Source organism: Pseudomonas sp. Van50 (assembly GCF_055390755.1).
On record NZ_AP024343.1, the window covers coordinates 4244329 to 4258036 of the forward strand.

Annotated in this window: 6 protein-coding genes and 1 pseudogene; 5 read left to right on the forward strand and 2 right to left on the reverse strand. The window is 63.4% G+C overall.

Annotation, left to right across the window (positions count from 1 at the left end; all coding sequences use genetic code 11):
* Positions 1-186 precede the first annotated feature (186 nt).
* The gene (locus ACZ5M5_RS17915; RefSeq protein WP_464737717.1) at positions 187-1140 is read left to right on the forward strand and encodes an MBL fold metallo-hydrolase; all 954 of its coding nucleotides are present in this window, start codon (positions 187-189) and stop codon (positions 1138-1140) included.
* A 79-nt stretch (positions 1141-1219) separates the two neighbouring features.
* On the opposite strand, the pseudogene ACZ5M5_RS17920 reads toward ACZ5M5_RS17915, so the two are convergent.
* Positions 1220-2640 (reverse strand): annotated as a pseudogene (locus ACZ5M5_RS17920) (diaminobutyrate--2-oxoglutarate transaminase).
* Between the two features lie 106 nt (positions 2641-2746).
* Complete coding sequence (locus ACZ5M5_RS17925; protein ID WP_060741937.1) at positions 2747-4807, reverse strand: TonB-dependent receptor; 2061 nt, start codon at positions 4805-4807, stop codon at positions 2747-2749.
* A 247-nt stretch (positions 4808-5054) separates the two neighbouring features.
* Between ACZ5M5_RS17925 and ACZ5M5_RS17930 the strand changes: the two genes are divergently transcribed.
* The 4 genes from ACZ5M5_RS17930 (at position 5055) to ACZ5M5_RS17945 (ending at position 13706) form a co-directional block, all read left to right on the forward strand.
* Complete coding sequence (locus ACZ5M5_RS17930) at positions 5055-6032, forward strand: TauD/TfdA family dioxygenase (protein WP_464737718.1); 978 nt, start codon at positions 5055-5057, stop codon at positions 6030-6032.
* A 7-nt stretch (positions 6033-6039) separates the two neighbouring features.
* Positions 6040-9468, forward strand: coding sequence for a condensation domain-containing protein (locus ACZ5M5_RS17935; protein ID WP_464737719.1), 3429 nt, complete (start codon positions 6040-6042; stop codon positions 9466-9468).
* 17 nt (positions 9469-9485) lie between these two features.
* Entirely contained in the window at positions 9486-10532 is a 1047-nt protein-coding gene (locus ACZ5M5_RS17940; protein ID WP_060741935.1) for a TauD/TfdA family dioxygenase, read from the forward strand.
* 111 nt (positions 10533-10643) lie between these two features.
* Positions 10644-13706, forward strand: coding sequence for a non-ribosomal peptide synthetase (locus ACZ5M5_RS17945; RefSeq protein ID WP_464737720.1), 3063 nt, complete (start codon positions 10644-10646; stop codon positions 13704-13706).
* The last annotated feature ends 2 nt before the right edge of the window (positions 13707-13708 follow it).

A 13708-nucleotide genomic window follows, 5' to 3' on the forward strand; every position in this document is an offset into this window, starting at 1 on the left:
GGCTCACTGAATGCCCATACCTTTTGCTGGGGTCCATCACGCTAAAGCGCCTGTACAACATACCCACGTATGGTATCGAACGCGGTCCGGCGCGATGCAGACTCATTCTCCAGCGACAGCCACTTTCTCATGCCGAGAAAGGCGGCTTTCGCCAAAGCCCTTGAGCCAAGCCTTCGGAGAACGACCATGACCACACATTTGAACGCCCCTGCAGCAAAGGATGGAATGCATCCGGATTCAAACATGAGCTTGCACGCTGCCTCGTACGAGGAGTTGGTCCCTTCGCGTTATGCGCTGAAAATTGGCGAGATCGACGTACTGGTGGTCAGCGATGGAGTGTTGTCCCTGCCGACCGCAACGATGTCCACCAATGCCGACCCAGCTGCCCGCGCGGCCTGGTTCAAGGACATGTTCCTGGGCCCGGACGCCTTCGATTGGGCGCTGAACGTGCTGGTGATACGGAGCGGCGAGCAGACCATACTGGTCGATGCCGGGCTCGGCGGCCAGTTTCCCGGTTTCCCGCGGGCCGGGCAGTTTCCCAAGCGCCTTGCCGCCGCCGGTATCGATCTGGCGTCGGTGACCGACGTGGTGATTACCCACATGCACATAGACCACATTGGTGGGCTGCTGGTTGATGAGGTGAAGCGCCGGCTGCGTCCAGACCTGCGGATCCACGTGGCCGCTAGCGAGGTAGCGTTCTGGGCGGCACCGGATTTCTCCCTCACCTCCATGCCCTCACCGGTACCGGACGTACTGCGCGCCACCGCCGAGCAATTCATGCGCGAGTACCACGACAAGCTGCGCACATTCGAGCAAGCCTACGAGGTCGCTCCGGGCGTGCTGGTCAAGCGCACCGGCGGCCATACGCCAGGGCACAGCGTGGTCCACGTGACCTGCGGCGAGGAGCGCTTGACGTTCGCCGGCGATGCGTTGTTCCCGGTCGCTTTCGACCACCCCGACTGGCACAACGGCTTTGAGCATGACCCTGAAGAATCGGTCCGCGTTCGGGTCCGCCTGATGCAAGACGCGGCGGCGTCCGGTGAGCTGCTGGTCGCCACTCACCTGCCGTTCCCCTCCGTTGGCCGGGTGGCGGTCGACGGTGATGCCTTTCGTTGGGTAGCAGCCTATTGGGACTACTGAGTGCGCGTTGGACCGGGGCCAGCGTCCAAGCCGGACGCCGACCCTGACCCTGACCCTGACCCTGACCCTGACCCGATGATCAGCGTGCGGGACGCTCGTTGATCGTGCTCGCGGCCTGGAACAGGATTTTCCCGACAAAATCGATTTCCTGCTCGGTGATGATCAACGGCGGCAGGAAGCGGACGGTCGCGCCGTGGCGGCCGCCCAGTTCAACGATCAATCCGTGCTTCAGGCACGCCTGCTGGAAAGCCTTGGCCCGGGCCGTGTCCACCGGCGGATGCCCCTGTACATCGGGGTACCCTGCGGGTCGACGATTTCCATGCCGAGCATCAGGCCACGCCCACGCACATCACCGATCCAGTCGAACTCGTTTTGCAGTGCCTGCAATTGTTTTTGCAGATGAGCCCCCACCGTTTCGGCATGCTGGACCAAGCCTTGATCGCGGATGAAGCGCAAGGTCGCGGTACCCGCCGCCATCGCCAACTGATTGCCGCGGAACGTGCCGGCGTGGGCACCCGGCTGCCAGACGTCCAGCGACTCGTGGTAAACCATCACCGACAGCGGCAACCCGCCGCCAATGGCTTTGGACAGGGTGATGACATCCGGGGTGATGCCCGATTGCTCGAAGCCGAACATCCGCCCGCTGCGGGCAATGCCACACTGGATCTCGTCGACGATCAGCGGAATACCGTGGGCCTGGGTCAACCGGCGCAGTTCCTGCAGCCAGCGATCCGGCGCGGCAATCACCCCGCCCTCGCCCTGGATTGGCTCCAGGATCATCGCCGCGGGGGCGGTCACCCCACTTTCCGGGTCGTTGAGCAAGTGTTCGAGGTAGCGCACGTTCAAGGTGACCGCCTGATCGCCGGCCACCCCGAACGGGCAACGATAATCGTGGGGGAACGGCAGGCGCTGTACCCCTGGCATCAAGGCACCAAGGGCATTTTTGGGCGACAGGTTGCCACTGATGGCCAGCGTGCCCAGGGTCATCCCGTGATAGGCCCCTTCGAACGCCAGGACCGAGTGTCGCCCGGTGGCGGTGCGAGTCAGCTTGAGCGCGGCCTCGACCGCATCGGCCCCACTCGGGCCGCAGAACTGGATGCGTGCGTGACGAGCGAACTCGCTGGGCAGGCAAGCGAAAATTTCCTGGACGAATGCGTCCTTCACAGGTGTCATGAGGTCCAGGGTATGCATCGGCACGCCGGCCGCCATGACCTGGGTGATGGCTTCGATGATCACCGGGTGGTTGTGCCCCAGCGCCAGGGTCCCGGCACCGGCCAGGCAATCGACGAACACTTGCCCCCGGCTGTCCTGCACATAAATGCCATGGGCCCTTTCAAGCACCAGGGGAATGCGTCGCGGGTAACTGCGGGCGTTGGATTCCTGCTGTTGCTGACGCTCCAGCAGCGGCGTCGAATCGAGGCAGTAAGGGCTCGACAGACCGGTGTGCAACAGGCGTAGCTGTTGCGCGCCACCTGCTGTGACATTCGAAAAAGCACTCATGATTTCCTCCATGGAGGCTGGGTTTGGAAGGGAACGAACAGCCTGGAAACAAACATCCGAAACGTTGGAGCGGGCGCGGGGAGATTGCCTCCCCGCGCCCTTGGGTTTACATGTCGTAACGCAGAATCATCCCCACCGTGCGCGGTGCGCCGACGTCGATGATGTCGTCGTTGCGGTTGTTGGTGACATATTCCTTGTCGAACGCGTTCTTCACGTAGGCGGACACAGCAACGTTCTTGGTGACTTTGTACTCGGTGTTGAAGTTCACCAGTACGTAGTTGTCGCTGCGGCGTTCACCGGTGACCTTGCCGCTGGCATCGAACTCGTATTCCGAAGGCGCGGTGCTCTGGTAGGTCACGTCCGTGCCGAATATCAGACGGTCGTCGAAGCGATAGACACCGCCCACGGACATCTTGTACTTGGGCGAGTAAAGGAACGATTCGCCGCTCCGGTCCTGCCCATTGTCCGCAACGAAGTCCTTGTATTTGGCATCGGTGATGGCGCCACCTACATTGAGGGTCAGTTGCTCGGTGATGTCTTTTTCGACAAAGACCTCCAGGCCCTTGATGTCACTGCGACCGGCGTTGAAGATATCAATGACGTTGCTACCGTTCTCCCGCACACTGACCTGCTGGTCTTTCCAGTCGGTGTAGTACAGGTTGGCGCGGGTGCGCAGGGTCTTGTCGAAGAAGGAACCGCGATAGGACAACTCGTAGTTGGTGGTGTATTCAGGGTCGTAGGCCTGGTGACCACTACCGGAGCGCAGGTTGACACCGCCACCGCGATAGCCCTTCTGCACCATGAAACCGAGGTACTGGTCCGTTGCCAGTTCGTAGTCGATGCCCAGTTTCGGTAGCACGGCATCAAACGACTTTTTGATTTTCTCCGGGACGAAGCGGCCGTCCTCCTCGATATCGGTATCGTTCGTCTCGTGGTCGTAACGCAGGCCGGTGATCAACGTCCAGCGCGGCGCGAACGTCCAGTTCACTTCACCAAACACCGCCTTGTTTTCAATCTTGGTATCACCTTTGACGGTACGAACCAGTACGTCATCGAACAGCAACCGGTCGTGGAAGTTGTTGGTGTTGTGGCCATAGTAGGCCCCGACGAAACTCTTCACCGTGTCCGAGGCGTAATTCAGACGCAGCTCCTGACTGAACAGGTTACCGTCCTGTTTACGCAGAACGACCTCGTTGTCCACGGCAGTCTGGTCGAAGTCCAGGCGGTTGCTGTAGTCCGTACTGGTATTGGCGGTCATGCTTGTCAGCGACCAGGCATCGTTCAGGCGATAGTCCACCTTGGCGCTGAGGGTGTCCTGCTTGAGGTTGTCGAAGGCCTTGGTGTTGGACGCGATGTCGTAGTAGCTCGGCTTGCCGTTGACGCGCATGGTCGAACGGTCGCCCTGGCGGTGTTCGCTGTGGGCGTAGGTCAAGAGGACATCGGTGTCATCGTTAGGCAGGATCAGCAATTTGCCGCGGGTGTTGCTGGTGCGACGCGGGTTGGCGTCGTCATTGAGCGTGGTGTTGCGAATATAGCCGTCACCTTCACCGTAATCCACGGCGATACGCCCGGCGATCTTGTCATCCACGATGGCCCCGCCACCCGCCACGGCCGCGCCGTGCTCACCGTAGTTGCCCACGCTGGTCTGCGCCGAGAAACTCGGTTCGAAGGTTGGGTTCTTGGTCTGGATGACCACCGCACCCGCCAGGGAGTTACGACCTTGGGTGGTGGATTGCGGGCCAAGGAAAACCTCGACCTGCTCGGCATCCCACAGCGGGACCGGGCTGAGGGTCAGTGCGCGGTTGGGCTGCACGGCACCGTCGACATACACCGACACCGCACCGTTGAGAGCCGCCGGGCCCTGATCGTCAAAACCGGACACCGGCACGCCACGGATACCCCAGTTCTCATTGCCAGCCTGGCTATAGACGCCGGGCGTGCGGGCAAACACATCCACCAGGTCCTTGTCGCCGTGCTCACGCAGATTCTTGTCGGTGACGACCACAACGCTGGACTGGGTCTTTTCGAGGGTACGGTCGATCTTTTCACCGGTCACGGTGATTGGAGCGATCTCCATCTTGCCGGCTTCTTCAGCCGCCCAAGCGCCGTTGCTCAAGCCTATGGCCGACCCTACAGCCAACGCAATTGTGTTCTTTTTGAAATTCACGCCCCGCTCCCCTGCGACAGATATTTTTGGTTTTTTGAGCTGGCCGAAGGCTGTTTGGCGCCAGCGGAGCGGAGTCTAATCCAAAAAAAAAATTAAATAAATAGTATTGATAATCCCTCTCATTTGTACCTAGTATGTCGTCTTGTATTGAATTGAATACATTACAGACGAGTCCTACACAACCGACCGCTGCCCTGCTTTCAAGGTCTTGTGACTGGTCGAAGAAGCTATAAGAGGATGCACAAGGATGACCTCAATCGAACACCTGAACGGGCGTTCCGAACTGTTTTCAATGGCGCCCACGGATGCAAGCGCCCAAGCGCTGCCCGTGCTGGTGCAGGGGACATCGGGACAGTCTATCCATGACCTGGACGCCTCGATTCGCGACGGCCTGGCCCAGGTCCTGACTAAGGTGGGCGGCGTATTGTTCCGCGGCTTCACCGTCGCCACCCCCATCGATTTCAAGCGCTTCGCCGCCAGCTTCGGCGCGCCGCTGGCCAGCTACGAATTCGGCTCCACGCCGCGCAGCAAAGTCTTCGCCGGGGTCTATAGCTCCACCGAGTACCCGGCCCATCAGTTCATTCCGTTGCACAACGAACAGGCCTACACCCGCCCCTGGCCTTCGCGCATCTGGTTCCACTGCATCAAGGCCAGTGAAACCGGCGGCGAGACCCCGATTGCCGACAGCCGCCTGATCTACCAGCGCATGCCTGCCGACATCCGCGAGCTGTTCGCCAGCCGCGAGCTGCTTTATGTGCGCAACTACAGTGGCGCCCTGGACCTGCCCTGGGAAAAAGTCTTCAACACCCAGGACCGCGCCCAGGTCGAACGCTACTGCCAGGACAACGACATCGAATGGGAATGGAAAGCCGACGGCGACCTGCGCACCCGCCAGCGTTGCGCCGCCGTGCAGCAGCATCCCGAGACCGGTGAGTGGGTCTGGTTCAACCAGGCGCACCTGTTCCATGTCTCGGCCATCGAACCGAGCGTACGCGCCAGCCTGCTGGCGGCGGTGGGTGAAGAAAACCTGCCGCGCCATGTCTATTTCGGCGACGGTTCGCCGATCGCCGACGACATGCTCGACACCGTGCGCGAGGTCTATCACGAGACTGCCATCAGTTTCCCCTGGCAGCCCGGCGATATCCTGATGCTCGACAACCGACTGGTGGCACACGGTCGCAATCCTTTCACCGGTGACCGCAAAGTCATCGTGGCCATGGCGTGAACTGCACATGTTTTCATTCGAACACTGGATCGACGTGCTGGAAGCCAACGCCCAGCACTTCCCTCAGCGTGCCGCCCTGCATTTTCTGCCGGACGGCGTAGAGATTGGCGAAACCCTGACGTTTGCCCAACTGCACGAGCAATCCCGCTCCCTGGCGGCCGCGCTGCAAGCGCGTTATGCACCGGGTGATCGGGTGCTCTTGATGCTGCCCAGCAGCCTCGACTACGCCCGCGCCTTCTGCGCTTGCCTGTATGCGGGCCTGATTGCGGTGCCGTTGTTTCCGCCACCGTCGCGCAAACCGCGCCACCTCGACCGCGTGCGCAACGTGGTGGTGGATGCCGAGCCGGCACTGATTCTCGCCCCGGCGGATTATTGCGAAGGCTTGCTGGAACTGGTGGAGGGCCGGGTCGATGTGCTGACTGTCCAGGACCTGGGCACACCACCGGCCAGCCAGTGGCAACGCCCGGCCATCGACGCTTCGACCGTGGCCTTCCTGCAATACACCTCGGGGTCTACCGGCTCGCCGAAAGGCGTCGAAGTACGTCAGCGCAACCTGATCGCCAACGTCGAACTGATGCGCCAGGCCTACGCTTTCGACGAACACGGCGCCATGGTCAACTGGCTGCCGCTGTACCACGACATGGGCCTGATCGGCGGTATGCTGGCCCCGCTCTACAGCGGCATGCCGTGCTACCTGATGGCGTCCCAGACCTTCGTCAATGCGCCGTCGACCTGGTTGCAAGCGTTGAGTCGCTACCGCGCCACCGCCAGTTTCGCCCCCAACTTCGCCTATGCCCTGTGCAACCGTGTGGTCAGCGATAACCTCATCGCGCAGCTCGACCTGAGCGCCTGGAAGCACGCGATCAACGGCGCCGAACCGATCCACCCTGGCACCCTCGAAGCGTTCGCCCAGCGCTTTGCCGCCTGTGGCCTCGACCCATTGGCCATCAGCCCCGGTTATGGCCAGGCCGAAGCGACCCTGTGTGTCAGCGCCACGCCGGCCGACGCGCTGCCGGTGGTGCTGCGCCTGGACAAGGCCGTGCTGGAGACCGGCCGCGTGGCGCTGGCGGCGGCCGATGCCGCCGCCGTGGAGTTCGTCGCCTGTGGTTACCCGCAAGCCCTGCACAGCATTGCCATCGTCGACCCGCACACCTTCGAGCAGTGCGCCGCCGATCGTATTGGCGAAGTCTGGCTCAAGGGCCCGAGCAACGCCGAATCCTATTGGAAGAATCCCCAAGCCACGCGCGAAGCCTTTGAAGCCCGGATTGTCGGTTCATCGGAGCATTACCTGCGCTCCGGCGACCTGGGCTTCATGCACGAAGGCCAAGTCGTGATCTGCGGACGGCTCAAGGACCTGTTGATTCTCAATGGGCGCAATCTCTACCCTCACGACATCGAATTCGCCATTACCGACGCCGAGCCGGGCATCCGCACCGGGCGCATCGCCGCCTTCTCGGAAATGGACCCGGCACTGGGTCGCGAGAAGCTGGTGATTGTCGCCGAGCCGCAACGCAAGTTCGTCGACCCGGCGCATCACCCGGCGCTGTTCGCATCAATGCAAAACGCCGTGCGCGAAGCCGCCGACTGTGGCATCGATCAGATCGTGCTGGTGCAAGCCGGCACCATCCCGATGACCACCAGTGGCAAGATCGCCCGTCAAGGCGCACGCAAACAGCTCGCTGCAGGCACGCTGAGCATCATCGCCCAGAGCGGTGCCGTGCTGGCCGCGAACGGCGTGGCCCTCGACCTTGCCCAGCTCAAGCGCCTGGCGACCGAAACGCCGCAACAGGCCCAAGCCGCCTGCCGCCAATGGCTGGAACAGACGCTGCACGCGGTCAACCCGTATTTTTCCGCCGACTTCGACCTCAGCCTGATCGGCCAGGGCCTGGACTCCATCGGCGTGGCCGACTTCGCCGCGCGCCTGCACAAGGACCTGGGCTGGAACCTCGATACCCAAGATCTGTTCGGGGAAACCACCCTCGGCCAATGGGCGCTGGCCCTGCAAGACCTCCTGAATCAGCCGGTGCCGACGGCCGAGGCTTCGACCGAGCAGGCCAACCTCAGCCAGGGGCATCAATCGTTCGCCCAGCGTCGCCTGTGGTTCCTGCGCCAACTGAACCCGGACGACACCCGCCACAACCTGGTGCTGCACCTGCGCCTGCAAGGTCCGCTGGACATCGAGACGCTGGCCCTGCGGTTGAACACGCTGGTCGAGCGACATGGCGTGCTGCGCACGGTGTACCGCGACGGTGTCGATGGCCCGCAACAACACGTGTTGCCGGCCACGGCGGTAGCGCTGGTCCATCATGATGTGCGTGAGCAGAATGAAGCGCAGCAACAACAGACGCTGAGCCAGCGCTTGGCCCACGAACACGCCACCCCCGTCGATTTGCAAGCCGGCCCGCTGCTGCAGGCGCAGTTATTCAGCCGACATGACCAACAGCATGACCTGCTGCTGACCCTGCACCACATCGCCTTCGACGGGCGCTCGGCGCAACTATTGCTGGCGGAACTGGCGGGGGCGGCCGACGCCGCGCTCCCGGAGCAATACCTCGATTTCGCCCAATGGGAAGCCCGGCACTGGAACGAACAGCGGATCGCCGACGAGCAGGACTTCTGGCGCGGACACTTGGCCGGCATGCCCCAAACCTTGGAGCTGGGTGGCAGCGGCCAGGCCCCGGGCGAACACAGCCTGGACTTCACCGTGCCCCAGGCCAGCTGCGAGCGGTTGGCAGCACTGGCCCGCGAGCAAGGCATGACCTTGTTCATGCTGTTGCTGGGCAGTTACCAATTGGTGCTCAAGCAATTGGGCGGCCAGCAGCAATTCCTGCTGGGCACCGACGTCAGCGGCCGGCCATTGGCCGAGCACAACGACGTCATCGGCTTCTTCGTCAACCAGTTGACCCTGCGCTGTGACCTGCGTGGCGAGCCAACCCTGGCCGGTTTCCTTGAGCGGGTTCGCGATGAAGCGCGCCTGGCCTACGCCCATCAAGGCCTGCCTTTCGATCTGGTGGTCTCGGCCCTCGCGCCGCAGCGCCGTCCCGGTCACTCGCCGCTGTTCCAGGTCAAGCTCAACTATCAACCGTCACGGGTGACGCCGACCGCCATCGCCGGCGCGCAGTTGGCCGCGCTGGACGTGGCCCAGGCACCAGGGGATTTCCACCTGGTACTCGACCTCGTGCACGGCAGCGAAGGCCTTGCCGCGACCCTCAAGTATCGCGGCGACTACTTCGACCAGGGCCGAGCCTTGCGCCTGCAACATCTGTGGACGTGCCTGCTGGAACACCTGCACACCCTGCTGGACGAGCCGTTGCCGGCACTGGCCGAGCGCATCGACAGCTGGGACCAGGCCTTTGCCCGTGAGCAACAACAGTCCCAGGCGCTGGCCGGTCGCAGCCAGATGATGCAAGCCAAACGTCGCTCCTTGTCCCTTTAACCGAGTCGGATGCCGTTATGTCTATCGTGCCCCCATCGCCACGCGCCCTCGGCGCCGTGCGTCGCAAAGCCATGAACGTCTCGGAACAACAACTGGTGACCGAGCGCCTGCTCAGCCCGGACCATGCCCTGCCCCTGGTGATCGAGCCAGCGGTCAGTGGCGTCGACCTGATCGCCTGGGCCACCCGGGAACGCGAGTCGTTGGAAAAGAAACTGCTGCAGTACGGCGCCCTGCTGTTTCGTGGCTTCAACGTCGCGTCCGTCGAGCAGTTCGACCAGGTGATCGCCGCCCTTTCCCCCGGAGCGCTGGAATACATGTTCCGTGCCTCGCCCCGGACACGGGTCGGCGGCAATATCTACACCTCGACCGACTACCCGGCCGACCAGATGATCTTCCCCCACAACGAACACTCCTACTCACCGCGCTTCCCGCTGCGGCTGTTCTTCTACTGCCAACTGCCGTCCGAGACCGGTGGTGAAACACCGATCGGCTCGACCCGCGCCGTGAAGGCCAGGATCAGCCCGCAGATCGAAGCGCGGTTCCGGGAAAAAGGCGTGCTGTACGTTCGCAACTACGGCGATGGTTTCGGCCTGCCGTGGCAGACCGTGTTCCAGTCCGAAGACCGTGGCGAAGTGGAAGCCTACTGCGCCAGCGTCGGCATCGAAGTGGAATGGAAAGACCACAATCGCCTGCGCACCCGCCAACGCGGGCCGGCCGTGGTGCGCCATCCGCGCACCGGCGAAGAGGTCTGGTTCAACCACGCCACGTTCTTCCACATCAGCACCCTGCCTGGGCGAATCCGCGATTCGCTGCAAAGCAACTTCAACGACCTCGACCTGCCCACCAACACCTTTTATGGCGATGGCGAACCCATCGAGCCCCAGGTCCTGGAGTCGCTACGCGCGGCCTACCTCGACTCGCTGGTGCGGTTCAGTTGGCAACAGGGAGACGTGTTGTTCATCGACAACATGCTCGCTGTGCACGGTCGCGAACCCTTTACCGGCAAGCGCGCCATCATGACCGGCATGGCTGAAGCCCTGCTGTCGAGCGACGTTGCCGTCTGACATTCAACGGGTCCACCCGCCGTTCGCAGGAGGCTTGCCTGACCCATGTCCAGCAAGCCCCAGCGTCTGTGCGGCGATCCAGGCTCAAGCCCTTTTCCAGTCGAGATGAACATGAGCGGACTTCAAGGTTTTCGTATTTCGCCGCAACAGGCATCGGTTTACCCCCACATCAATGGCGCGGCGGAGCACCCGTTCAGTTGCCATTTGCAATGGTCGCTGTCGCAACCGCAGGACATCGACGCCCTGAACAAGCGCCTGCAGGCGCTGGTGGCCGACAGTGAAATCCTGCGCACGCGCCTGATGCCCGTGCCCGGCCTGCGCCACCCGGTGCAGGTGATCGACGAAACCGCTCCGCTGGCGGTGAAGCTCCAGGACCTGCGTCAATACAACCACGCCGACCAGGACGCCGCGCTGGCCCAACTCGCCGACCAGCCCCGCGACTGGACGTCTCCCCTGTACGTGACCCTGGTGCGCCTGTCCGATGAACAGACGATCCTGGACCTGGCGGCGGCCAGCAGCCACTTCGACCTCGCCAGCCTGAAATGGCTGGCCGGTGCACTGCTGCAAGACAGCGCCACGGACCTGTCCGACACCTTGCAGTACGCCGACTACGCCGAATGGCGCTGGAGCCTGGTTGAAGACGCGCCGGACCATCCGGGCGTGAGCTTCTGGAAACCCTCGGGCGAAACCGAACAGGCCACCCTGCAACTGTCCCTCGAATCGATCCTCGAAGGCGGGTTTGCGCCGACCCGATTGGACCTGGCGCTGCCGGCCGACCTTGCCCGCCACCCGGCCCTGACCCCGGACGTGCTGCTGGCGGCATGGGCAGCGGTATTGGGACGACTGGCCGGCCAACAACAGGTGCCGCTCACCCTGATCCATGAAAGTCGCGGCGCGGAACTGGAGAACACCCTGGGTCTGTTCGAGCAGTGCCTGCCCGTGAACATCGAACTGGATGCCCAGGTGACCCTGCTGGAGCAAAGCGCGCAAGTAGCCGCCACCCTGGAACGGGCGGTCGGCTGGCAGGACTATTACACCGGCACCCTCGACGCCGGATACGCCTTTGCCTGGCGCTCGGGCGATGCCCGGGAGCGTCATGCCAGCGCGGTGATGAATCCGCTGAAGGCATGCCTGAACGTCCGCCAATTGCCCGACGGCCTGCACGCGCAACTGGTCTACGACCGCCATGCCCTCAGCGCCGAAGCCGCCGGCTGCCTTGCCGAGCAATGGCTGCAACTGCTGCAAGGTGCCCTGGCGGAACCGCAACAGGCCTGGGCCCAGTTGCCCCTGGGTGGCACACTGCAATCCCAACTGATTGACGCCAGCGCGAGCGTGCCGTCCATCGAACCCGTGACGCTGGTGGAATTGATTGCCCGTCAGGTTCGCCAGCAACCGAACGCCATCGCCCTCAGCGACCAGGACGGCGACCTCAGCTACAGCCGCCTCGACGCCTGCGCCACGCAACTGGCCCATCGACTGGTCGCCGCCGGCATCGGCCCCGGGGTGCCCGTCGGCATCCTGTTCGCCCGCAGCAACGCGGCCATCGTTGCCATGCTCGCCGTCTTGAAAGCTGGTGGCGCCTACGTGCCAGTCGACCCGACCTACCCGGCCGACCGCCGCGCCTACATGCTCGCCGACAGCGCCATTGCCCACATCGTGGTCAGCGCCGAACTGGCCGACAGCGTGCCGGTCCATCTGCAACGCTTCGTGCTGGACGACCTGACAACGCCGGACCTCGGCGATTGGCCGGCGCTGCCGTTGCCGGACGCGAACGACCTCGCCTACCTGATCTACACCTCCGGTTCTACCGGTGCGCCGAAAGCCGTGGAAATCAGCCATGGCGCGCTGAGTTTCTCGACCCAAGTGCGCATGGCCGCCTATGAGACGCCCGTGCGCGCCTACCTGCTGCTGTCCTCGTTTGCCTTCGACAGTTCGGTCGCCGGGATTTTCTGGACCCTGGCCCAAGGCGGACGCCTGGTGTTGCCCGCCCCGGGTGAAGAGCTGGAGATGGCTCGCCTGGCGCAGTTGATTGCCCAGCATCAGGTCAGCCACGGCCTGTCGCTGCCATCGCTGTACCAGGCCCTGCTCGATCAATTGCAGCGCAGCGACGCAGCCGCTCCCCTCGCCTGCTGGATCGTCGCCGGTGAAGCTTGCCCGCCGTCGCTGATCGCGCAACACAGCAAGACCCTGCCAAACGCCCGGCTGGTGAACGAATACGGTCCCACTGAAGCGACGGTCTGGGCCACCTATGAAGTGTTGGAGCCCAGCCGGAACGTCAGCATCGGCCGCCCCATCGCCGGCATGGACCTGCGCCTGCTGAACGAATTCGACCGCGCTTGCGGCATTGGCGAACCGGGCGAGATCGTCCTGGCCGGCCCGACCCTGGCCCGCGGCTATCGCAACAAGCCCGAAGAAACCGCCAAGGCCTTCGTCACCCTGGCCGACGGCACTCGTGCCTACCGTACGGGCGACCTGGCGTGCTGGTTGGCCGACGGACGCCTGGCGTTCCTGGGCCGCAAGGACCATCAGGTCAAGGTCCGCGGCTACCGCATCGAACTGGGCGAAATCGAACGCCAGTTGTGCAGCCACAGCGACGTGCGCGAAGCCGCGGTGATCGTCCAGGAACATGCCGCAGGCAAACGCCTGCTCGCCTACATCCTGGCTGCCCACGGCTACGCGCCGGATTCGGAGGCGATCAAGCGCTTCCTCGGTGAACGCCTGCCGTCGTACATGGTGCCGGCCCTGGTGCTGACCCTGGCAAGCTTTCCGCGCACGCCCAACGGCAAGCTCGACACCCGCCAGTTGCCCGACCCGGACCAGTTCGACGAAAACGCCCACGTGGCGCCGCGCAACGCCATGGAAACCGCCCTGCAAGCGATCGTCGCCAAGGTCTTGAAACTCTCGACAGTGAGTGTCACCGACAACTTCTTCGCCATCGGCGGTGACTCGATCCTGAGCCTGCAAGTGGTGGCCCAGGCCCACGAGCAAGGCATCGCGCTGTCGGCCAAGCAAGTCTTCGAACGCCAGACCATCGCGGCCATGGCCGAGGTCGCGCAACCGCTGGAGCCGAGCGCCGCCGAGCCGCAAGCCGACAGCACCGAATTCAGCGCCTCGGGCCTGTCCGATGACGAAATGCAAGCGCTGATGGCCGAACTGGACGAGGCCGACCTGTGAAC